Below are 22,952 nucleotides of genomic sequence, written 5' to 3'. Positions count from 1 at the left end.
TCTTTTGTGTGGCTTGACGTCTTGCCCGGCTGGAGCATGCAACATCAGATTACGCACTGTCGCTGGAGCCACAGGGTGTCGTAGGGCTGAACGAAGGAGCTTTGTCTTGTCCGTCATCACCCAACATTAGATGGAATGAGCAAGTTAAGCAAGATGAGCAGCTGGTCGCTTGCCGAGCTTGCCAAGACGTCCAGATTGAGAAGATTGGGCTCCCCTATAAATCCTACCTTGATAGGATTTATAGTCTATTTGTGTCACAGACAGCCTATAATCCTACTCAGACAGGTTTATAGGAGCGGCACTGTGCGGCGCGTGGTCCCTAAAGAATTTCCATCAGACCCTGTACTCCATACCGGGAGTGACTTAGGGGCCTACATCCGGGCTGCAAGGACTCAAAGTGGGCTAACGCTGGAGTATGCCGCTCTCGCGGTCGGCATCGCCAAGCAGACAATGCAGGACATTGAGACGCACCCGGAGACTGTTGCCTTTGGCACCGTGCTGATGGTGGCTCGCGAGCTAGGCGTATCGCTCCTTGCTATCCCTTCCGAGCGCGTCGGCCCTACTCGACGATTGATAGAGATGGCACAGGGTGCCGATGCACCATGTTCTTGACATGGTCGATTGCACGGAGTCTATGGAAAACTTGATTACCCCGCCCACGAACAAAGTAACCCGCTAGAAGACGCCTGAGACTCCTCAAAGATTGGCCATATGGCTAAATCCAGAATGGATAGTCAGAACCACATGTTGTTAGACGAAGTGAATTTGATTCAAAGACCTGCTGCACTTACGGGCCACCGAGCTATTTCTACCATCGAGAATAATGTCTCAATAAAAAAGTGGCCTTGGCAGGCTTGCTCTTAGGGCCGCTAAAATTTCGTCACTTGACTGAGCACCTTCAATCTTAACCGCTGCGTTATTGCTTAGCAGCACCAACGAACGAAGGTCACCCTGTAAAATTCTACATTGAATTTTCTCGACAGTATGCGTTCGCCCACCAGTCAGCTCTTTGCACGCAGTGCGAACGTCTTTTTCTCCCTTTAGAATAATCTTCGCATTAACACCTTCATCGATATGTAGTGCGCCAAGTTGAATAGAATCAATCACAACGGGAATACCAACCACCTCTTGAAGCGACTCGGCCCACAAAAGAATGTCGACATTTAATGGCGTAACAGAAAGCTCAAACCTGGTTAGCTCAAGAAGTTGACTTAGAAGGCTTTGCGATGACCGGGGCGCATCAACCAATTCGAGCCCGGGCCAGGCTGATGTGGCACGGAACAATGTTTGCCGAAACTCCAACCTGTCAAAGGTTAATTCATTCCCGAATGGGTCCTCTATGGTTTCGTGGAACTCATAGCGCTCAATGTATCGGGCCTCAAAAAATTCGTTCCGAACCCTCTCCAAGATGAAGCCGCTGGACTTGTCCTTCGCAAAGGAGCGCTCTTGAACTCTTTCAGCGAGAGTGTGAATAGATTGAGGCCAGTCTGCCCGCATCCACCTACGCCGACTCATCTCACCGTCTCCTCTGAAAGGGTTACGACTGCGGACCGCGCGACTTGCATCTCTCGCAAGATTTTATGTGCAGCAGTCTCAACGAGAACGTATAGCTTTTCACGCTCGGTATCATCAAGAGGGCGCAGAGTTTTCGTATAAACCCCTGTCTGACATCGATAGACCCCTTTAGCCGCATATTTGAAGCCCTTCCCATTCTCACCATCTTCAAATGAGGCGTGAAGGTGGGCAACATCGTATGGAGCATTTATCTGCTGAGACTTCCAGTCGATGGAGGTAATGTAAAATCCTCGCGTACGCAAGGATTGATACTCCTTGGAAGCAATTAGATTCTCACCACTTAGAGCCATGCTCCGGACAATGACAAGCATCTCGTGGCTTGCCTCTTCACGCTCGTCTTCATCAATGTCTGTATCTTCCGTATCCCCCTCAGGTCGAGCACTAGGCGCAATCTTAAGATTGGTCACGCCAATCAGCTTGTGCCCAGGCAGCTCGGCAATTAGTCGCGTAAAAAACATTGTGCGCTCGTCCGCGGTAAAATCCTGAGGCAACTCAATTAAATGTCTATCAATTGATGTGCGACGCTGCCCTTCAATGCGTCTCGTTAAATCTTCGATTATCCGCTTTGACTTCTCCGAAGCAGGTAGGCGAACGACAGTCTTTCCATCCTTCTGGATAAACTCGATTGATGCATCGTGCCGCTGTCGCTGAATAAGCCTAGTGCGCGAGTAGTCCATGTCGTCGTATTGGACGTTTAGCACCAAGCTCGTTGGACTTTTCTGGTATGAGCTTATTTTTTCGTGAGAACCAAAATCATCTTTATAAGCGCTAATTGCAGCCTTAAGTTCGTCAACGGATATGACGTCATTAAGGGTTATGTGTGTGGTTTTCTCATTTCGCCGGGGAGTCTCTCGGCGATGCATTATTTCTATTAGTTCGTTTAGCGTAAAAGGAAGCTGTGAAATCGCCAGAGCAATCTCATCTCGGCCGTCATGAGGAGAGAAGAAAATTCCGCGCTCTCCTGCAATCTCTCGCAGCACGCCCTCTGTAAGCTTCCGCTTTGTACAAGTCAACAGGTCAAAAATATCATTGTCAGTCGCATAGAATTGATAACTTCTATCACGCATTATTCATTCCCAATTCGACATCTGAGAAGCGGGTGAGTACTTGTGAAATCCGCCTATACTGAATTCTTCCGATGCACTCTGCGAGAGGTGAAACACTGGAACCATCCGACAAATCCTCAACGTAGACCTGCTGCGCCTTGAGAAACATCGGTTGGGCCATAGGGGATGCATCTAGAAGCTTTATCTCAACATCTATATCGTCGTGAAGAAGCTGAAAGCTTCGCAAATAATCAAATAAATATGTAAACTCTTCCGCAGACGCCCCTTTACCTTTGTAGAAAAGCACAAGTCCTTTTCGGCTCGGCGTGTTCGGTCTCTGATACTGCAAAACAATTAGCTTAGATGTGAGCATCTCAAGAGTTGCTGCTTTCGCATGCTCCAATGCTATGTTTTTTCGCATCAACAGCTGAGGATAAAAGTACCGACAATGCTCGGGGTCCGGTAGAGGAGCATCTCCGGTTCGTCGCCCGCGCATTTGGACAATATCGTACCGAACGTTGTCTAACCAATAAATATCTTCGGGCCCAAGCACAATGACTTTCGAACCTCTAGGCAAGTCTAGTTTTGCTTCCTGCAACGCCTTAAGGTAAATCCGGAAGTCCTTATCGTAATCACCGTCATGATTGTATACAAATAGAAGGCCACATACTGACGGTGTGACATGAGGGTGGATATAAAGGTCGCGCCATTCAGCACTTACTTCTGCGCACGCTATTTGATTCGATAAGCTTTCAAGCGCGCTTCGTAGAGCGGGTTTCGAAATGGATGACTTCGCATAGCTCTTCAAATCGCAGTTCACATAGACTCGATGACGGGAGTAAGGGTCATCGTAGTAAAATACTATATCTGAGGGATGCGTCTTTACAGCGTGATGCTCAGTCCTCTGGCAAGCCCAGTTAGTGTTCATTGGACCTGTTCGTGTCCAGAAAAACTCCGAAAAGAGCTCATTCGAAAGGCGTTCTGCCATCGCAGCTATATTCGCTGTCTCGGCCATTCGGTCACTTCCTCCCTAAGTAACAGGACTCAGCCGCACTTGGAGACCAAGCGCCGCCATATCTCATCGGACAAAACCTTCACCGAAGTCCGTTTGCGGCTTCGTTTCATACCGGCTCCGCGACATAACATCATGGCATGAAATGAATTTATTTGCATACATCGATGTGTTGCTTTGTCCGTTTTCCTATCTCTCTCTCCTGTGATTCAAACTTCACCCGGATGTGAGCGCCCCTGCCACGAGAGCTTTGGAAATCATTACTTCAAGGGTGTGCAGAAACGTCGCTCCGGTAGCAATCGACACGCTTTAAGAGTGCTGGGTTAGGTCCGTTCGTACTCCCCTTGACCGCGTTCAAGCCCCTAGGGCGGCGCGCTTCTAGCAGGCGGTTATCTCGAAGACCTCTTGTTACGGTGTTACCGCGGTTACGAGACAATCGAAGAAGAGAAGGCATAGAGGAGAAACTTGCCACCTCATCCCTTTTCGTGTTCGTACCTCTCGGCCCTCTGTTCGGGCGCGCGGCGGGGGGCGAGTGAAATATTTCCGAGGTTCTGGCGCTTGGGTGGTGGTTCCCGCAGACTGCAGACCATCTCAGGTTTTTTGCAGAGCGTCCAAGCCCCTGCAAAATATATGCCGAACGGGCACTCTCGGCATTAATTAACTTGATTGACATAGGTGCGGCGGATAGCATTGGTTGCGATGCTATCCGCCGCGCGGCTTCAACCGTGCTGTAAGGCAGGAACAACAGGAAAGACTCAATGCTGACTGGCGAACTTCGTAGCCAAATCGACGCGGTATGGAACGCCTTCTGGTCGGGCGGGATTTCGAACCCCATGGAGGTGCTCGAGCAGATTACCTATCTGCTCTTCATCCGCCGGCTGGATGACGCGCACACCCTGGAGGAGAGCAAGGCCACGCTCCTAAAGCGACCGATGGCGAACCGCCTCTTCCCCGACGGCAAGGACCCCAAAGGGCGGGCCTACGACGACCTGCGCTGGTCGCGGTTCAAGAACTTTGCGCCCGCGGACATGTTCGAGGTGGTGGGCGACCACGTTTTCCCCTTCATCCGCGCCATGGGCAGCGACGGCTCGACCTACAGTCAGCACATGAAGGACGCCCGCTTCACCATCCCCACGGCTGGTCTGCTGGCCAAGGTGGTGGACATGCTCGACCACGTGCCGATGGAGGACCGGGACACCAAGGGCGACCTCTACGAGTACATGCTCGGCAAGATTGCCGCCGCCGGCCAGAACGGTCAGTTCCGCACGCCGCGTCACATCATCAAGCTGATGGTGGAACTCACTGCGCCGACGCCCAAGGATGTCATCTGCGACCCGGCCAGTGGTACCTGCGGGTTCCTGGTTGCAGCGGGGGAATACCTGCGCGAGAAGCATCCGGCGCTGTTCAACGACGCTTCAACCCGTGAGCACTTCCATCACGGCATGCTCCACGGCTACGACTTCGACAACACCATGCTGCGTATCGGCAGCATGAACATGGCGCTGCACGGCGTCGATAACCCGGACATCCGCTACAAGGATTCCCTGGCGCAGGACCACGCAGGCGATGAGGAGAAGTACTCGCTCATCCTCGCCAATCCACCGTTTGCAGGCTCGCTGGACTACGAGAACACCGCCAAGGACCTGCTGGCGCTGGTCAAAACGAAGAAGACCGAGCTACTGTTCCTCGCGCTCTTCCTGCGGCTCTTGAAGCCCGGCGGCCGTGCGGCGGTTATCGTGCCTGACGGAGTGCTGTTCGGCTCCTCCAAGGCGCACAAGGAACTGCGCCGGATGATTGTCGAGGAGCAGAAGCTCGACGCGGTCATTTCACTACCGTCGGGTTGCTTCAAACCTTATGCGGGAGTGTCGACGGCGATTCTGCTTTTCACGAAAACCAATTCGGGCGGCACCGACCACGTCTGGTTCTACGATATGCAGGCCGATGGCTGGAGCCTGGACGACAAGCGGCAGCCCCTGTTGTCTGAGGACAAGCTTGGTGTGGCCCCGCCACAACCGCTCACCGAGGCCGAGCACGCCAAGAACAACCTGCCGGATGTGCTGGTGCGCTGGCAGCAGCGGGATGGGGCAGAACGCGAGCGCTCGCATACTGAGCAGAGTTTCTGTGTGCCCAAAATCGACATTGCAGCGCAAGGCTACGACCTCTCCATCAACCGCTACAAGGAAGTGGTGCACGAGGTGGTGGAGCATCTGCCGCCGAGGGAGATTCTCGCAGAGCTCGCCAAGCTGGAGGAGGAGATTTTGGCGGGGATGAAGGCGCTTGAGGGGATGTTGAAGTGAGTGGGATGAAGCGCCTCTCAATCTCTGAGGTCCTGCTCGACTCTAATCGACCACCCGAGCCATCTGTGGGTGAATTGGTTTGGAACTTGAACCTTGACCAAATTGAATCAGGTACCGGAAAAATCCTTGATAGGGTCCAAGTTCCAGTAAGTTCCTTGGGGCCCTCAACTTATCCCTTCTCTGCGGGAACAGTGCTTTACTCGAAGTTGAGGCCTTATCTGAATAAGGTTGTCGTTGCAGATATGGACGGATATGCGACAACGGAGCTTGTACCATTGCGCTGTAACCCGGAAAAGGTCCACGCGCCTTATCTTGCGCATTACCTCCGGTCTCCGGAGTTTTTGAGCTTCGCCAATACGGTTGTGGCGGGAGCGAAAATGCCTCGGATGGTCATGAACGAATTTTGGCGATACCAAGTGCCAGTTCCATCCATGCCGGAGCAACTTCGCATTGCAGCCATCCTCGACCAAGCTGATGCGCTCCGTACCAAGCGGCGAGAAGCTTTGGTGCAACTCGACAGCCTAACGCAGTCGATTTTCATTGAGATGTTTGGGGACCCAACAATTAACCCTAAAGGAATTAAAGTTGTACGTCTTGCGGATGTTACAACCAGGATTACCGATGGGGTTCATCAAAAACCCAACTATAGAGACGATGGCATTCCATTTGTTTCGGTAAAAGATATTACTACTGGGGTACTGAATTTTGAGCGATGCAAATTTATTAGCGAGGATGACCACAGAAAGTATACGAAACGCTGTAAAGCTGAGTATCTAGATATCCTTTACACCAAGGTTGGTGCAACTTATGGGCGGCCAGCACTGGTTGATACTGACAGAGAGTTTTCTCTCTACGTTAGCGTTTGTTTGATTAAGCCTAGACGTGAAGTCATCAATCCGTTTTTTCTAAATGCGGCTTTAGGGACTCCTGCGACAAAAAAACAAGCAGATAGCAGAATTAAAGGCATCGGCGTACCCGACTTGCATTTAAATCAAATACAGGACTTTATTATTCCTTTGCCGGACTTAGAAGAGCAACAACGATTTTCTGACCAAGTGGCTAGCATTGAGAGACAAAAGAAAAAATATCTTTTGTCTATGATGGAGATTGAGTCACTCATGGAATCGCTCCAGTACAGCGCCTTCCGGGGAGAGCTATAAGTGAGCAACTTCGCCTTCCTCCGCCTTCCCGAGTGGGCTTTTCTCTTTGAGTCAGCGTCGAAGGCCGAGGAGTTGGCGAATACGGATGCCCGGGCATCCTGCTTCTACGCCCGGCGCACACTGGAGTTGGGCGTCGCCTGGCTCTACAAGCACGACAACACGCTGAAGCTGCCGTACCAGGACAATCTCAGCGCGCTGATACACGAGCCGACTTTCCGCCAGACGGTCGGTGACGCGCTTTTCACCAAGGCCCGGCTCATCAAGGACCTGGGCAATATGGCGGTGCACAGCGCCAAGAAAATCGCTGCAGCCGATGCGGTGAGCACCACCCGCGAGCTCTTCCACTTCTGCTACTGGCTTGCTCGCACTTACGGGCGCACGGCTCGCCCAGACCCGAGCCAGCGTTTCGACAGCAAGCTGCTGCCAAGCGCCTCCGCGCAGCCTGCCCAAACCGTCGAGCAACTACAAGAGCTTGAGGCCGAGCTGCGGGCCAAGGACGAGAAGCTGTCCTCCCTGCTGTCCGAACGGTCCGCCATGGATGAGGAGCTGCGTCGCCTGCGCGAGGAGTTCGCCGCGATACGGCAGGCCAACCTTGCTCAGCCCGATACGCACGACTATTCCGAAGCCGAAACCCGCAAGCTTTTCATCGACACGCTGCTGAAGGAGGCCGGCTGGCATCTCGAACCGGCCAAGAACTTCGAAGTCGAAGTGACCGGCATGCCCAATGCCGAGAACAAAGGCTATGTCGATTACGTGCTGTGGGGCGACGACGGCAAGCCGCTCGCCTTGATTGAAGCAAAACGGACGACCAAGAGCCCGACGGTAGGCCAGCAGCAAGCCAAGCTCTACGCAGATTGCCTGGAGGCGCAGTACGGCCAGCGCCCGGTCATCTTCTATTCGAACGGCTATGAGCACTGGATGTGGGACGACAAGTCCTATCCGCCTCGGGCCGTGCAGGGGTTCTACAAAAAGCCTGAGCTCGAACTCCTCATCCAGCGGCGCAGCAGCCGCAAGAAACTGTCGGAAGCTGTCATCAACAGCTCCATCATCGAGCGCTACTACCAGACGCGGGCGGTCCGCCGTGTCGGGGAGAGCTTCGAGGTCGATAAGTTGCGCAAGTCGCTGCTGGTGATGGCGACCGGTGCCGGCAAGACCCGGACGGTGATTGCGCTGGCTGACGTACTGATGCGTTGCAACTGGGCCAAGCGCGTGCTGTTCCTGGCCGACCGGGTTGCCCTAGTCAATCAGGCCGTGAATGCCTTCAAGGCACACCTGCCGGATTCGGCCCCGGTGAATTTGGTCACCGACAAAGCCGCCGAAGGCCGCGTGTACGTCTCCACCTATCCGACGATGATGGGCCTGATTGATGAGGCCCTGAATGGGGAACATGCTGGTCAGCGCCGCTTCGGCGTCGGCCATTTCGACCTTATCGTCATCGACGAGGCACACCGGTCCGTCTATCAGAAGTACCGCGCCATCTTCGACTACTTCGACTCGTTGCTGGTCGGGCTCACGGCCACGCCCAAGGATGAAATCGACCACAACACCTACGGCCTGTTCGACCTTGAAAGTGGGGTGCCGACCGATGCGTATGGCCTCGATGAAGCCGTCGCGGACAAGCACCTGGTGCCCCCGGTCGCCATCTCCGTCCCGCTGAAATTCCAGCGTGAGGGCATCAAGTACGACGACCTTTCCGAGGATGAGAAGGAAGCCTGGGATGCGCTCGAGTGGAGCGACGATGGCACGGTACCCGATGAAGTGAACGCCGAGGCGGTGAACAAGTGGCTGTTCAACACCGACACCGTCGACAAGGTGCTTGAGACCTTGATGACCAAGGGACAGAAGGTGGCTGGTGGCGACCGGCTGGGCAAGACCATCATCTTCGCCAAGAACAACGACCACGCCGACTTCATCGCCCAGCGCTTCGACATCAACTACCCGCACTACAAGGGCCACTTTGCGCGGGTCGTCACTTACAAGACCGAATACGCTCAGAGCCTCATCGACGATTTTTCCAAGAAGGACAAGATGCCGCATATCGCCATCTCGGTAGATATGCTCGACACCGGTATCGACGTCCCGGAAGTCGTCAATCTGGTGTTCTTCAAGATTGTCCGCTCGAAGACCAAGTTCTGGCAGATGGTCGGACGCGGCACACGGCTGTGCAAGGACCTGTTCGGCCCAGGCGAGGACAAGCAGAATTTCTACATCTTCGATTTTTGCCAGAACCTGGAATTCTTCAGCCAGAACCCGAACTTTTCCGAGGGTTCGGCCGCTGAGCCGCTTGGTAAGCGGCTGTTTATGGCCCGGCTGCAGCTTATCTCCAGCCTCGATAGCAAGTTGGTTCAGGGAAACATAGTCGGTGAGCCGGTCGCGGCGCCCTATGGCGGTGGTCTAACGGAGGCTCAACTCCGCGCTGAGACGGCAGAGATGCTGCATCAGAGCATCGTTGCAATGAATCAAGAGAACTTCGTTGTCCGGCCACATCGGCAGTACGTCGAAATGTACGGTAAGCCTGAAGCCTGGCAGGTTCTGGGACCCGATGACTACGCAGTACTGAACGCTCGGGTTGCAGGCCTCCCGACGGAGCTCGTCGATGAGGACGAAGAGGCCAAGCGCTTCGACATGCTGGTGCTGCGCACGCAGCTCTCGATACTCCAGGCGCTGCCCGCCTTCTCAGGGTTGAAGGAGAAAATTCAAGCCCTGGCCAGCGCGCTGGAGGAGCAATCCGCCATTCCCGCCATCAACGCCGAAATGGTCCTCATTCAGGCCGTGGCCAGCGATGAGTGGTGGGAGGACGTCACCGCGCCAATGCTGGAAACGGTTCGTCGTCGGCTTAGGGCTTTGGTCAAACTCATCCCGAAGGGCGAGAAACAGGTTGTCTATACCAACTTTGAAGACGAGATAGGTGAGGCTGCCACCATTGACCTCCCGCAAGTGGCGGCTGGCTTGAACATGGCGAAGTTCAAGGACAAGGCGCGTGCGTTTCTACGGGCCCATGAATCACACCTCGCGCTGCAACGCCTGCGTCGCAACCAACCGCTTACGCCGACCGACCTCGGCGAGCTCGAGAAAATGCTGTTGGAGGCCGGTGGCTCGCCGGAGCTCATCAGCGAAGCCAAAGAGAAAAGCCACGGGCTAGGTATCTTCGTCCGCACCCTGGTAGGCCTGGACCGCGAAGCGGCGATGCAAGCCTTCAGCGATTTCATTGGCGGGACGACCGCAACGCCGAATCAGATTGAGTTCGTCAGCCTCGTGGTGGAGGAGCTGACGCAGAACGGGGTGATGGAGCCGGCGCGGCTTTTCGAGTCGCCGTACACGGATATCAATGCACAAGGTCCATTCGGGGTGTTCCCCGAGGTGAAGGTGACGCAGATTGTTAAGGTGCTGGAGGAGATTCGAGAACGGGCGGTGGCCTAGCGTCAGTGCCAGGGGATGATTGCCGGCACTCCAAAGCCCACATACAACTGAGGAAGGTTCATGCCATTAAGGTGCCTAGCCGGTGAAGCCAAAGTCTACGCCTTTAACGTCGATTCACAGACGGACTAGGAATGCTTGCGCAAGCAGAATTCGGCAAGCGGGCACCCGCGGATGCCCTATCGTGGCGCCCGAGTTGTGCTTAGGAAATGCTATCCGTGGGTTGATGATTGCTCTGCTCCTCACTATTGGGAGGGCTTGGAGGCTGCAACGAGTCCAAACAATCCAAGTTTCGACTTGTCGCTAAACTAAGGGGGAGAAATGGCGCTGACAACCAAAGAGTTCATGGACCGACTGGAGAGCATCTCGGTCTATGAAAACAAGCCTTATGGGCGTTGTTTTCTATTGTTCGAAGAAGAGAGTTCGTACGGGGCTAGTGCTGCCAATGAAATGTCAGGATATTTGTCACTTTCAGACGCGTTCAAGTGTTTTTACCTGGAGACTGTTGAGCGCATAAACACAGAGTGCCGGCCGAAGGTAAAGACGCCGCTATCGGAGTTTTATCCGATGTTCTTTGCACGATTGAACAACAACTTTGAGACTCTTGTGGCTGCCGAACGGGTGGCATTGCACGGCTACCCACACCAGGCTTTCACTATGCACCGCAACAACTTCGACAACGCGGTTCTGACTGCTGGGGCGATGCAAGGCTTTACGGATTTCTACTCGATAGAAGGACTGGTGCCTGGACAGGCTTTCGATGAGAGGTCGATGAAAGCACTCCGTAAGAAAACGGAGTTTGCCATCCAGGACATCATGCTTGGTAGCAAAAGCGGCATGTCGCAATCGACTGTTGACGCACTGAGCAAAATCAACCATGCGTTTGACTTGGAGGTGCACGGTTCTCGTTTGTCCTTAGCCAAGGCTGCTGATTGGTTGAAGGGGGTTGCCCCGTTACGCATCATGCCTACCTTTGAGCCCAGAACATTTTCACTGCACATGAATCGCTACCTAGAGGTGGCTTGGATGGTTTGTAGGATGATTCCACTCATTCAGCCCCCTGAGGCTCAGTTGTCGGCCGATTGGCCGGAGAAATGGCGAGTGCTTGATGATTCATTCCAGCTAATATGCGACGCAATGACTAAAGAATGTGGGAAGCCATTCGGTGCGGCTTTCATTGAGTTTGTGCAAAACAAATTTCCATTCACGGCTGAAAGCGTGTTCCCTCTCAAATGAAACCATTTGCACGTTGATTAAGGCTTTGCGAACACTGAGTTGCGGTTGTTACGGCCGACACGGATGCTGCGCAGCGCCATCTGTCTTAAATATTCCTGAGTGACCGCTTTCAAATCGTGACTACGTCTGCAAAGGGTCGTGGGCTATCTGGCAAATTCGGAAAGGAGTCTTTGGGTCGACCGTCGGCTGATGAAGGGCCGAAACAGGCAGATTTCGGCCAAGAGTCGCCGGTCGTTGGACGAATATTTGTCGGCGACGAAGGTCCGGCCTAGGGCCTTAATGAGACATAAAGTGAGGCCACTGCCTTAAGTTCGGAGGGCAGGTGGAAAACCAAACTTCGGGGGCAGCTTAGACCACTACAAGGTCACCGCTACAGGAAGGAATAACAATGGCAATTACTGCAATACGTGGCGGCACCGCCATTACGGATATTGATGACCTGAAAGCGCACCTCGCATCTTTGCTGCGCTTAGAACATGTTGGGTTGATGCTCGGCGCCGGTGCATCTTGTTCTGCGGGTGGTCAGACGATGCAGTCGCTATGGAATACCTTTGTTACTGATTACCCAAATTCAGCAACCTGGCTCGTGAGGTTTCACTTCGTACCGCCACCCGCGATAGCTCCTGATGGGCCGCTTCGGCTAATTCCCAATGTGGAAGAGCTGGTGGACACCCTAGAAATAGCGTTGAGCGAATGGACGCGAGCCAACAATGAGAACCTTCTTGCTTTGCGGACGGCACGAGCAGATATTTTTCGTGCTGTGGTGCGTGCAGCGATTCTGGACCCGAGTTGGTGGTCCTCACCTTCCGGTGCCCTCAATGATGCCGGAAAGCTGCAGAATCACCGTACAATCTTACAAAAACTCGTGGCAGCCCGGCAACCCGGCCAAGGAGCCCCCTGGGTCTTCACTACCAATTATGACTTGGCCATTGAGTGGGCTGCGGAATCCATCGACCTTCAGGTCATCAATGGTTTTCTGGGTATTCATAGCCGTCGATTCTCTCCTCAGAGCTTTGACTTGGGATTTCGTAATGTCCAGGCACGAGGCGAGGCGCGCTTCGGCATCTACAACATATACCTAGCAAAGCTGCATGGCTCGCTCACCTGGCAAGAATGCGAAGATGAGCTTTTTGAAGTTCCGGCACCATACGCCTCATCGGTATTGAACAACTTTATACAAATACCCGCTGCCACAGATTTCGGCTTCATGGTGATGCCTCGCGCAGCCAAGTACATGCAGACGGTAGGCTTTGCCCTCGGTGAGCTACTACGTCGTTTCTCAGAGTTTCTCGCTAGACCCCAAACCTGCCTCATTTTGAATGGGTATGGTTTTGGAGATGCGCACATAAATAGACTATTACGGTCGGCATTGCTGAATCCAACACTGCAACTGGTTGTGTATTTCCCGGGATTCAATGGAGATGTGACAGGGACGGGCTTGCCGGCTGGCGTGAAGCAGCTCCTCGCTCTGAAAAATCCTAGAGTCACCATCGTGGGGGGAGATAAAGAGGCATTCCTCGACAAGTTGGCAGAGCATCTACCGGACCCCGTAATCTATGACGAAGACCAGCACCGGTTGAAAGAACTACTGAAGCCGCGAAATGCACCACCAGCCATCCCGGGAGGCCTCTAGTGAACGGTCGATTGCCTGTTGGATACGTGGTCCAGATTGACGGAGGAGATATTACGCTCAACCTTCTGGACCTTCACCGAGGACAGATAGCGAGCCATTCGGAAGGTGTCTCTTCAGTAACGGAGGTCGGAAGCCTGCTGTGCTTGGGTGGAGGCTCTCGATTGCTGGTTATGAAAGTTCTCGGTCTGACCTTCGCGGAACCCAAAGAGGCTCACAAATTTGGTGTTGGCTCGAGTACGCACCAAGCAGAGCCCTTGCGTCATGTGAACGGGGTCGTTGTGGGCCGGCTTGTTCGGCGAGGGAGAGTTTTGTCTTTTGAAGCAGATTCCATCGCCACGCCGGAACTAGGCGCCGAAGCCTATCCATTGGTCAGCGCCGAGCTATCGACAATCCTGGGCAGCAGTGAAGCGCTGAAAGCGCCTGTGATTTTAGGCGATGACTTACGTGGCGGCGGTAAGTTGCACGTAGGCCTTGAAAACCTGCTCTCTCGCCATGTGGCAGTTCTGGGAAGTTCTGGCCAAGGGAAGAGTTGCTTCACTGCCGCAGTCTTGCAGCAAGTCGTACGAATGCCTTCAGCTCGCATCGTCATCTTCGATGTCAATGGAGAATATGAGGACGCGTTCGCAATGCCGGACTTGCCTTATGGCGCTGTGAAGGTGACTAGGTTTGGCGGGACAGACGCAGGCGCATTCCGAATTCCTTATTATGCACTTGGTCGATACGGCCTCAGCCGACTACTGATACCCAGCGAGAAGACACAACGGCCAGCTCTGGCGTTTGCCCTGCAACACCTCCATCAAGTCAGGGCTTTCTCTACTGGAGTCGGTCTATCAATAGACTCCCGACCATATCTTTTCGATGATTGTCGAAACGAAGGGGCGCCTGATGCTTTTAGTCGAATTAGCCAACTGCGTGCAGGGACAGTGGCGAGTGCCTCAGAGTGGCCACCGATGGAAGCTCTGTGCGCTCTTGTGGCTGAGAGCCACGCCATTACTCCGGATAGTAAGTTGGGATACAAGCGAGATGCCTTTTATTACTCAAACATTTCCCCGCTGGTAACCCGAATCCGTAGGTTTATCGATGATGCGATGTTCACGGATGTGGTGGATGTCAGCGGCGGTTCTCCAAGCTCCGGCGTCCTGAATTGGCAGCAAGAATCCACCAACTTGGTGGGAAAAATCTTTGGGGACGAGACCACGTCATGGCGGGCTCACATTATCGACCTCAGGCGTGTAACTCATGATTTGATGCCGTTTGTAATGGGTTCCTTGTTGGAACTTTACGCCCATGAATTATTTCGTCGAGGCCAAGAGCGTAAGATACCTACGCTGCTTGTCCTTGAAGAAGCTCATCATTATCTCCGGCAAATTGGAAGTGGAGAGGATGCCGCTGAGAACTCGCTCGCGTACGAAAGACTCGCAAAAGAAGGCCGCAAGTTTGGTCTAGCTTTGTGGCTTAGCACCCAACGTCCTTCAGAAATTTCACCAACGGTTCTTTCTCAATGCAACAACTGGATGTCCTTCAGGCTTACATCCGAGAAGGACCTGGCGGCAATTCAGGCTGCGTCTGAATGGGCCGACCGTCGCGAAGTTCGGAGAATTGCAGGCCTTCCAAGGCAGCATGCAGTTGTTTTTGGTGGGAGCCTCGCAATGCCAACTCTCATCAAAACACAAACCGCGAGCCCTCTTCCGCGCTCCGAAGATGGTCAGTTCGACTCATGGATAGAACCTCCTGATACTGATTTATTCTAGAATACCGTGGCTAAATACCGATTCTCCGCAAAACAACGATATGCCATCTTCACCGTTCACGGCGAGAAGTGCTATCAGTGCAAGAAGCCCATCGATTTGACTTCAATGCACGTCGACCACGTTATTCCTGAGAGCCTGCTCAACACACCAGAGCGCCTGAAGGAAGTGCTAGTCGAAATGGGGCTACCAGCAGACTTCAACCTGAACTCATATGCCAATTGGCTTCCATCTTGTGCCAAGTGCAATATTGACAAGGGGGCTGAGGTGTTCGAGCCTACGCCGCTCATCCAGCGCACCCTAAGCCGGGCAGCAACGAAAACTGAACAGGTTGTGCGTCTTGTCGCGGAGATTGTGCGGGAAGCAGAGATAGCTGAATTGTTGAATTCGGTAGAGCGCGCTGGTGAGTCCGGGGCGTTGGCGGGTCATAGCGAAGCAGTGGCGAGACTTGTGAAATGGTTTGTCCCGTTCCATATACGTCATCGTGCACCAGAGATGGTCGACCAGCCGATACACCTAGGTGGACCATTCGAAGTGCTCAGTGACAACGGACGGTTGCGCATCACCAAGGGGCCGTACGGGGTGGGATATCAGCCATCAGGCAACCAAGTTCATTCGAGCTTCAGCTGCCCAACTTGTGGCATGAGCGCAGGATGGAATGGGGCGATTTGCGTAGGATGTGGGCAGCTCAATGACGATTAGACCCACGGCTGCGGTCGTGGTCAATTGGTATGCTGCTTTCGGATGCCTCCTTGAGGCACCAAGCTGACGTAGGAGCCGCCTGTCTCTGAACGTCAGCTTGGGTCGGGACCTGACCTTACACCTCGGCAGCACGGACCGTACTACAGCTGGTCGAGCCTAGCCCTTAACCATACGTTCACGCCGCACTGCATCAGCTAGCTGGCATCAGCGGCATAGCAAGACCATCCAGGAACACGTCTGCGCTTAGCAAAAATCTATCGAATCAGTGCCTGGCGCGTCTTAAACAAGACATCCAAGTTCAGGATTAAATCGACAATCGCAGACCTTGTAAGACTGTGGCAGAGTGGTTCATATTATGATGTCTAATATGCACTAACACCTACCCCCAATAAGAACCCTCGACCTTCGCATTACAAGTGCGCTGCTCTACCAACTGAGCTACACCGGCATCGTCCTGTGCCTTGTTTTTCCGCCCAGTCGTATCGACATGGACTAAAAAGGCACGCCTGCACTATCCTTTAAGACAGCCAAGCCCCGAGCGAGGGGCGGATTATAAACAAACCGATCCAATCGCGCAGCACGCCGATCGCCCCATGTCCATTGCGCCCCCAGTAGAGGCCCTCCCCGTCGAAACAAGCAGCACCGGCAAGCCCCCGATCAGCCTGCTGTTCATAGAAGACTCCGAAAGCGACATGCGCCTGCTGTTGCAGCGCTTCCGATCTGCCGGCTACGCGCCCCGACATCGACGCCTGACATCGGAGACGGAGCTCCGCGAGGCCTTCCAGCGGGAACACTGGGACGTCATCCTGTGCAACCACAATCTGCCCGGCTGCAGCATGCTGGCCGCCCTTGGCATCGTGCGGGAACTCACCCTCGACCTCCCTTTCATCATCGTCTCCGACTTCATGCAGGAAGACGAAGCGATTGCCGCCATGCGCGCCGGAGCCCACGATTACCTCAGCAAACGCAAACTCGACCGGCTGATTCCCGCCGTCGAGCGGGAACTGCGCGAGGTTGCCAACCGCCGGGAAAAGCGCCTTGCCGAGCAGACCCTGCGCCAGAGCGAAGCCCGTCTGCGCGCCCTCACCGACAACATCCCCGGCGTTGTCTTCCAGATGGGCTATACACCGGACGGCATGCTCGGTTTCCAGTACCTCAGCGAGGCGGCCGCCATGCTCTTCGGCACCGGGGCCGACGAACTCGTCGGCGGCTCGGCGAGCTGGATGACCTGGCTCCTCGACGAGGACCTGCCAGGCTTTGTGGCCGCCGCAGCCAGCTCTGCCGACCAGTTGTGCACACTCAACTGGGAAGGACGCATCCAGTTGCCGTCCGGGGAACAGAAATGGATCAACCTGCGCAGCTCTCCACGCCTGTCCGAGAACGGCAACGTGGTATGGGAAGGGGTGATGTGGAACATCACCCACAGCAAGCGGGTTGAGGCCGACCTGCGGGAGTCCCGCGGTCAGCTCGCAGCCTTGTCGAACCACCTGCAGCGCATCAAGGAAGACGAGCGGGAACGCATCGCCCGGGACGTCCACGACGTCCTCGGCGGAACGCTGGTGGCGATGAAATTCGAGATTGCGCGCCTGGAGGCGAAACTGCGCGACAATCCCGGCCAGGCCATGGCCGGCGCCCGCAATGTCACGCGCATGCTCGACGATGCGATCGCCACGGCGGGCCGTGTGACCCGCGAACTACGCCCGGGCATCCTCAAGGACTTCGGACTGGCTGCCGCCATTGAATCCCAAGGCGAAGACTTCGCCCAGCGCACAGGCATCGCCTGTAACATTCTGTGCACCGACCACGACCTCACGCCGGCTTACGATACCGCGCTGGCCTTTTTCCGGATCTTCCAGGAGGCGCTGACCAATGTCAGCAAACATGCCCGGGCCAGCCAAGTGAGTGTGCGCCTACTGCAGGACGGGGAGGACGCACTGCTCGAGATCGCTGATGATGGTTGCGGCATTGCAGCGGACGATCTTCTGAAACCCCACTCCTTCGGTCTGCGCGGCATCCGCGAACGGCTCGCCAGCCTGGGAGGACAGCTTGAAGTCGGCCCGGCCAAACCGCAGGGAACCCGCCTCGTTCTGCGTGCTCCACTACACCCTGCAACGCCTGAAGAACAGCCGAAAGACGACAGGAAACCCCGTCCATGAGCAAACCGCTTCGTGTCCTGATTGCGGATGATCACGCGATCGTCCGCCAGGGCTTGCGTCAGATCCTTTCCGACACTCCCGACCTGACCGTCGCCGGCGAAGCCGACAACGGCGTGGAGGCCGTGCAGATGGTCCGCGGTGGCGAATGGGACGTGGTGTTGATGGACGTCTCGATGCCAGATCGCAACGGCATCGACGCACTCAAGTTGATCAAGAAGGAGTTTCCCCGCCTGCCCGTGCTGATCCTCAGCATGTATCCGGAAGAGTTGTATGCGATCCGTGCCCTCAAAGCCGGGGCGGCGGGCTACCTCACCAAACAGAGCGCCCCCGACCTGCTGGTCACCGCCATCCGTCAGGTGGCCAGCGGCAAGAAATATGTCAGCCCCTCCCTGGCCGAAGAGTTGGTCAACGCCATCGGCAGGGATAGCGAACGCCCCGCCCACGAAAAGCTGTCCGACCGGGAATACCAGACCCTGTGCCTGATCGCGTCCGGCAAGACCCCGACCGAAATAGCCGAGGCCCTCAATCTCAGCGTGAAGACGGTCAGCGTTTACCGGGCACGACTGCTCGAAAAAATGAACCTGCGCAACAACGCCGAACTCACCCACTACGGACTCAAACACGGTCTCGCCGAATAAGCATGACCCGCCGTCACCATTTTTTGCATATTGGGCTACCATCTGGCTCAAGACCCTGCCCTGCCGGCCGTTATCGGCGCAACCGCATTGAGCACGATTTTTCCAGAGACCCGAGTTTGGACCGGTCCGATCACCCAGAGAACCAGGACGCCGGATGATCCAACGCCCTCCCCCGTTGCGCCGCCCGCAGATGACCGACACCAGTCAACCCTCTGAAGTTGCCCGTGAAACGCTGCGTCAACTTGCGCTGCGACGCATCGCCCCGACCCCCGACAATTACCGGGCGCTCTATCACGAGATCGCCGGCTCGGTAGCCGAGGACGTTTTCCCGGAGCGCTCCCTCAAGCAGATTGCCGCGGCCCTGCCCCGCAACAACCAGGAAGCCTTGCGCCTGGCGCTCGATTTCGAGACTGCCGTTGCCCAGGGCGAATGGTCCGCGCTACGTACGCTCCTGGTCGACAAGTTCTCGATCCCCAGCAAACCCGAGCTCAACTGGGCCCCCTTGCTTCGCGACCTGATTACCGAATGGGATCGTCGCCAGACCGGTCTGACCCAGGCCCGCAAACGGGAGATGCTGGAGCGAGTCCTGACCAGCTCCGCCGGCAATCCGGCCAAACTCTTCGAGCGGCTGCAAGGCCTGCTCCGCGCCTGGAGCCGCAACAGCGAAGACGAGGCGGAACCGGGCGAGGCCTTGCCCCCAACGGCCGACGACACACCGGCAGCCGAAGACGGCCCATCCACCGGCGCCCCCGCCCCAGCGTACGCAGACCTACTGGCAGTGCTGCTCGACAGCCTTGCCAACCAGCCTCAACTCATCAACACCCAGCAGTCTGCGGAGGCACGCGACCTTTCCGCACTGCTGCGCCAGGAGCCCGGCAGCGTTCCCTTCAGTACGCTGCTCGAACGCCTGGACAAGCTGCGTACCAGCCTCGAGTGGATCGCGGAAGACCAGCACGCAGTACGCGATGCCCTGCAACGGGTGCTGCAACTTCTTCTCGAAAACATCAGCGAACTGGTCCTCGACGATCGCTGGCTGCGCGGCCAGATCGTCTTGATGGGTGAGATGTTCGAGCGGCCGCTGGATGTCCGCACCCTGGGCGAGCTGGAAAGTCGCCTGCGCGACGTGATCCATCGCCAGGGAGCCATCAAGCTTGAACTGAGTGACGCCCAAAGCCGGCTGAAGCAGATGCTGGCCAGCTTCGTCGATCGGCTGGGCGATTTTTCCGAATCCACCGGCGAGTATCACGACAAGATCGAACAGTGCGCAAAGCGCATCGAGAGCGCAGCCAATATCGGCGAACTGACCGACGTCATTGCCGAAGTCATGCGCGAGACCCGCACCGTACAGGAATCCACACTACGCTCCCGCAACGAGATCGAAGAACTGCACTCACGGGTCAACGATGCCAATGCGGAAATCACCCGGTTGCAGCTCGAACTGGAACAGACCAGCGAGATGATCCGTCACGATCCGCTGACCGGCGTGCTCAACCGGAAGGGACTGGACGAAGCCCTGGCCCGTGAAACGGCCCTCGCCCGGCGTCGCGGTACGGCCCTCTGCATCGGGCTGCTGGACGTGGACAATTTCAAGCAGATCAACGACGTCCATGGCCACCAGACCGGCGACGAAGCCCTCCAGCATCTGGTGGACGTGGTCCGCGAGAACATGCGCCCCCAGGACTCCGTCGCCCGTTACGGCGGCGAAGAGTTTGTCATTCTCCTGCCGGACACCTCGCTGGAAAGTGCCGTCGCCACACTGACCCGCCTGCAACGCGCTCTCACCAAGCGCTTCTTCCTGGCCCGCCAACAGAAGCTGCTGATCACCTTCAGCGCCGGTGTTGCCGAACTCTACGAGCACGAATCGCCTGAGGGCGCCATCGATCGCGCCGACAAGGCCATGTACATCGCCAAGCGCTCCGGCAAGAATCGGGTCATCGCCGCAGGAGCCTGAGGGCACGCAGCACGGCACCCACATGCGGCGCCTTGCGCAGCGCACGATTTATGCTAAATTCATGTCGAAATGAATACTCACTCGACATGCCTCATATTGATTGGAGCCTGGCTCGCCATATCTGGCAAGGCCCACGGCGAGCCGCTGGGGAAGCTGTTCTTCTCTCCCGCAGAGCGCCTACAGATCGACCGTGAACGGCGTGCCGCCCCGCGCACCGCGTCACCGCCGCGCCTCGATGGCTTCATCACCCGCAGCAATGGCCCGCCGACACTGTTCCTGGACGGCAAGGCGGTGCCCGCCTCGCCTCGGCAAATCCACCCGCAGGACGCATCCGTCAGCGTCACCACCGCCGACGGACAAACCCATCGCCTGCAGGTCGGCAACCCATCCTCAACGGCCCGGCCATGACCGCCGCCCGCCGTCAGCAAGGCCTGGTGCTCCCCATCCTGATCGTCCTGCTGTCGCTGGGTGGGCTCGGCTGGCTACTGGCACATGCCGACAATGGAGCAGACCGGGCGGCCCGCAACCTGAAACGGGAAACTCAGACCACCCGCGCCCTTGAGATGGCCAGGGACGCCCTCCTCGGCTTCGCCGCCAACTACCGCAACGGCGAACACCCCAACGCCGACTTCGGTTACCTCCCGTGCCCAGACCTGGACGGCGATGGCTCAGCCGAAACCTGTGGAACGAAGGGTCAGCCCAGCATCGGACGTCTGCCCTACCTGACGCTCAATCTGCCAGACCTGCGCGACGGCTCGGGAGAATGCCTGTGGTACGCCGTTTCCGGCAGCTTCAAGAACAACCCCAAGGCCGACACGGTGAATTGGGACAGCATCGGCGAGTTCCGTCTTATCGATCGGGACGGCCACCCCATCACGCTGCCCGGTGATCAGCAAGGGCTCGCGGCAGCCATCGTCTTCGCCCCTGGTCCGCCTCTTCCCCAGCAACACCGTACGGCCGGCCAGGGGCGCTGCGGTGACGGCCCGGGGGCGCAGCTGGAACACTATCTGGAAGTGCTCGGCAACACGGGCAACGGGATCGTCGACGTACACCTCGAAACGGCCACGAACAATGACCGACTGGTGAGCCTGACCAGCGGGGAGATCTTCGATCAATTGAAACGGCGCTCCGATTACGCCCAGCACCTGCAGACCAATCTGCAGGCCGTTGCCGATTGCCTGGAGAAAACCGGCCTGCCGATTCCGCCGACTCCGCAGCACCACGGCCCTCTCCAACTCGGTAACGTCCCCCCCCTGAGCACCCTGAGCGGCTCTTGCACCCACCCGGAGAAGCGCGATGCTGCAAGCAACTGGAGCGAACTCATGCGCTATGGGCGCTGTTCCAGTGGAAGCGCCTGCCTGACCTCGCCCGAGGGTCCATGCCGGGGCGTCCTGCTATTTGGTGGCGAACGGCGCAGCACAGCACTCCTGCAACAACGGATCAGCCCTCAGGACAAACTGATGACGACCCAGTATCTCGAAGCATCGACCCTGACCGCCCTCTCCGCCGGCCAATTGCACGCGTTGCCCGCACAGATATCCGTTGTGCCCAACAGCACAAGCCCGGACGACATCGCCCTGTGCCTGCCATGACGGCCGCGTCACCCCCTTTTCCGCCACACCGGGTATCCGGCTTCACCCTTGTCGAGATGGCGGTGGTGATGCTGATTCTGACCCTGCTGGCCGGCGGGCTCAGTACCAGCCTCGGGACACAGCTGACGCGTCGCGCCGAAGCCAACACCGACGAAGCCCTGGCCGAAGCACGGGATGCGCTCCTCGGTTACGCGGTCCGCAAGGGCATGTTTCCGTGTCCGGCCAAGAGCGCCACGGACGGCAGCGAAGACCGCGAGGCAGGTGCCTGCCAGACCCACACGGGTCTTCTTCCCTGGGCAACGCTCGGCATCGTCGGCACGGACGGCTGGGGACGACGCCTGCGCTACGCCGTCAGCGCCGGCTATACGCACAAGATCACAGCCCTGGACGACGGCGACATCGACATCTTCACGCGTAATGGCAGCGGCGGGATACTCAAGCTGACTACCGAAGGCGGCCGGACGCCAGTCGTGATCCTGTCGCACGGTGCCAACGGACTCGGTGCCACCACCCAGGAAGGCCAGGGCTATCCGCCCCCCGCAAACGGCTCCGACGAAGCGACCAATGCCATACCGAACGGTCGTCAGTTCTACAGCCGCAGCCTGTCGGAAAACGCCGCGGCCCCCGGCGGCGCCTTCGACGACCGACTCACCTGGCTGTCCCCCAACCTCATCGCCAACCGCCTGATCAGCACCGGCCACTTTCCCTGAAACCTTCGCCGCCAAGCCCCACAAAAATAATGACAAATGGATTAATATAAACCTTCCATATCACTCCGTCGGGAGCCTG

Annotated in this window: 17 protein-coding genes; 14 read left to right on the top strand and 3 right to left on the bottom strand. The window is 56.6% G+C overall.

Translation table 11 applies throughout. The features are described from left to right. Positions 1–135: 135 nt before the first annotated feature. Positions 136–612, top strand: coding sequence for a helix-turn-helix domain-containing protein (locus tag B4920_RS30880; RefSeq protein WP_139379419.1), 477 nt, complete (start codon positions 136–138; stop codon positions 610–612). Positions 613–828: 216 nt separating this feature from the next. On the opposite strand, the gene B4920_RS04360 is transcribed toward B4920_RS30880, so the two are convergent. Genes B4920_RS04360 through B4920_RS28635 form a run of 3 tightly spaced genes read right to left on the bottom strand, consistent with a single transcriptional unit; the run spans position 829 to position 3,636 of the window. Beyond that, positions 829–1,497 carry a hypothetical protein gene (locus tag B4920_RS04360; protein ID WP_139379418.1) on the bottom strand — a complete coding sequence of 223 codons (669 nt, stop codon included), beginning with the start codon at positions 1,495–1,497 and terminating at the stop codon, positions 829–831. A gap of 14 nt (positions 1,498–1,511) precedes the next feature. Next, positions 1,512–2,642: a hypothetical protein gene (locus B4920_RS04355; RefSeq protein ID WP_139379417.1), complete on the bottom strand. Its 1,131-nt coding sequence runs from the start codon at positions 2,640–2,642 to the stop codon at positions 1,512–1,514. Then, on the bottom strand, positions 2,635–3,636 hold the full coding sequence (locus tag B4920_RS28635) for a hypothetical protein (RefSeq protein ID WP_079433386.1): 1,002 nt from the start codon (positions 3,634–3,636) through the stop codon (positions 2,635–2,637). Before B4920_RS28635 ends, B4920_RS04355 begins: the two co-directional genes overlap by 8 nt. A 755-nt stretch (positions 3,637–4,391) precedes the next feature. On the opposite strand from B4920_RS28635, the gene B4920_RS04345 reads away from it, so the two are divergent. From B4920_RS04345 to B4920_RS04290, 13 genes are all read left to right on the top strand, one after another. Then, a complete protein-coding gene (locus B4920_RS04345; protein ID WP_079433385.1) occupies positions 4,392–5,930 on the top strand; it encodes a class I SAM-dependent DNA methyltransferase in 1,539 nt (512 codons plus the stop codon). 5 nt (positions 5,931–5,935) lie between these two features. Continuing rightward, entirely contained in the window at positions 5,936–7,090 is a 1,155-nt protein-coding gene (locus B4920_RS04340) for a restriction endonuclease subunit S (protein WP_079433384.1), read from the top strand. After that, on the top strand, positions 7,091–10,510 hold the full coding sequence (locus B4920_RS04335) for a DEAD/DEAH box helicase family protein (protein WP_079433383.1): 3,420 nt from the start codon (positions 7,091–7,093) through the stop codon (positions 10,508–10,510). A 318-nt stretch (positions 10,511–10,828) separates the two neighbouring features. Next, entirely contained in the window at positions 10,829–11,743 is a 915-nt protein-coding gene (locus B4920_RS04330) for a hypothetical protein (RefSeq protein WP_079433382.1), read from the top strand. Positions 11,744–12,131: 388 nt separating this feature from the next. After that, positions 12,132–13,376, top strand: a complete 1,245-nt coding sequence (locus B4920_RS04325) for an SIR2 family anti-phage-associated protein (protein ID WP_079433381.1) — start codon at positions 12,132–12,134, stop codon at positions 13,374–13,376. Next, entirely contained in the window at positions 13,376–15,127 is a 1,752-nt protein-coding gene (gene herA / locus B4920_RS04320) for an anti-phage-associated helicase HerA (protein ID WP_079433380.1), read from the top strand. The genes B4920_RS04325 and herA overlap by 1 nt, the downstream gene beginning before the upstream one ends. 6 nt (positions 15,128–15,133) lie before the next feature. Then, positions 15,134–15,826, top strand: coding sequence for an HNH endonuclease (locus tag B4920_RS28630; RefSeq protein ID WP_139379416.1), 693 nt, complete (start codon positions 15,134–15,136; stop codon positions 15,824–15,826). 593 nt (positions 15,827–16,419) lie between these two features. After that, positions 16,420–17,982 carry a response regulator gene (locus B4920_RS04315; protein ID WP_079433379.1) on the top strand — a complete coding sequence of 521 codons (1,563 nt, stop codon included), beginning with the start codon at positions 16,420–16,422 and terminating at the stop codon, positions 17,980–17,982. After that, the gene (locus B4920_RS04310; protein WP_079433378.1) at positions 17,979–18,620 is read left to right on the top strand and encodes a response regulator transcription factor; all 642 of its coding nucleotides are present in this window, start codon (positions 17,979–17,981) and stop codon (positions 18,618–18,620) included. The genes B4920_RS04315 and B4920_RS04310 overlap by 4 nt, the downstream gene beginning before the upstream one ends. 154 nt (positions 18,621–18,774) lie before the next feature. Then, complete coding sequence (locus tag B4920_RS04305) at positions 18,775–20,571, top strand: diguanylate cyclase (protein ID WP_088179373.1); 1,797 nt, start codon at positions 18,775–18,777, stop codon at positions 20,569–20,571. Between the two features lie 96 nt (positions 20,572–20,667). Then, the gene (locus tag B4920_RS04300; protein WP_079433376.1) at positions 20,668–20,979 is read left to right on the top strand and encodes a hypothetical protein; all 312 of its coding nucleotides are present in this window, start codon (positions 20,668–20,670) and stop codon (positions 20,977–20,979) included. After that, entirely contained in the window at positions 20,976–22,163 is a 1,188-nt protein-coding gene (locus B4920_RS29430) for a hypothetical protein (RefSeq protein ID WP_161493234.1), read from the top strand. Before B4920_RS04300 ends, B4920_RS29430 begins: the two co-directional genes overlap by 4 nt. Continuing rightward, on the top strand, positions 22,160–22,873 hold the full coding sequence (locus tag B4920_RS04290) for a type II secretion system protein (RefSeq protein ID WP_161493233.1): 714 nt from the start codon (positions 22,160–22,162) through the stop codon (positions 22,871–22,873). The genes B4920_RS29430 and B4920_RS04290 overlap by 4 nt, the downstream gene beginning before the upstream one ends. Positions 22,874–22,952 lie beyond the last annotated feature (79 nt).

The organism is Zoogloea sp. LCSB751, from assembly GCF_002028455.1.
Classification (GTDB): Bacteria; Pseudomonadota; Gammaproteobacteria; order Burkholderiales; family Rhodocyclaceae; genus Zoogloea.
This window is presented reverse-complemented; position numbering and strand designations above follow the sequence as displayed.

Bases quoted from the DNA above. Each gene is read 5' to 3' on its own strand.
- B4920_RS30880 (WP_139379419.1), top strand. From the start codon at position 136: ATGAGCAAGTTAAGCAAGATGAGCAGCTGGTCGCTTGCCGAGCTTGCC.
- B4920_RS04360 (WP_139379418.1), bottom strand. From the start codon at position 1,497: ATGCGGGCAGACTGGCCTCAATCTATTCACACTCTCGCTGAAAGAGTT.
- B4920_RS04355 (WP_139379417.1), bottom strand. From the start codon at position 2,642: ATGCGTGATAGAAGTTATCAATTCTATGCGACTGACAATGATATTTTT.
- B4920_RS28635 (WP_079433386.1), bottom strand. From the start codon at position 3,636: ATGGCCGAGACAGCGAATATAGCTGCGATGGCAGAACGCCTTTCGAAT.
- B4920_RS04345 (WP_079433385.1), top strand. From the start codon at position 4,392: ATGCTGACTGGCGAACTTCGTAGCCAAATCGACGCGGTATGGAACGCC.
- B4920_RS04340 (WP_079433384.1), top strand. From the start codon at position 5,936: ATGAAGCGCCTCTCAATCTCTGAGGTCCTGCTCGACTCTAATCGACCA.
- B4920_RS04330 (WP_079433382.1), top strand. From the start codon at position 10,829: ATGGCGCTGACAACCAAAGAGTTCATGGACCGACTGGAGAGCATCTCG.
- B4920_RS04325 (WP_079433381.1), top strand. From the start codon at position 12,132: ATGGCAATTACTGCAATACGTGGCGGCACCGCCATTACGGATATTGAT.
- B4920_RS04315 (WP_079433379.1), top strand. From the start codon at position 16,420: ATGTCCATTGCGCCCCCAGTAGAGGCCCTCCCCGTCGAAACAAGCAGC.
- B4920_RS04310 (WP_079433378.1), top strand. From the start codon at position 17,979: ATGAGCAAACCGCTTCGTGTCCTGATTGCGGATGATCACGCGATCGTC.
- B4920_RS04305 (WP_088179373.1), top strand. From the start codon at position 18,775: ATGATCCAACGCCCTCCCCCGTTGCGCCGCCCGCAGATGACCGACACC.
- B4920_RS29430 (WP_161493234.1), top strand. From the start codon at position 20,976: ATGACCGCCGCCCGCCGTCAGCAAGGCCTGGTGCTCCCCATCCTGATC.
- B4920_RS04290 (WP_161493233.1), top strand. From the start codon at position 22,160: ATGACGGCCGCGTCACCCCCTTTTCCGCCACACCGGGTATCCGGCTTC.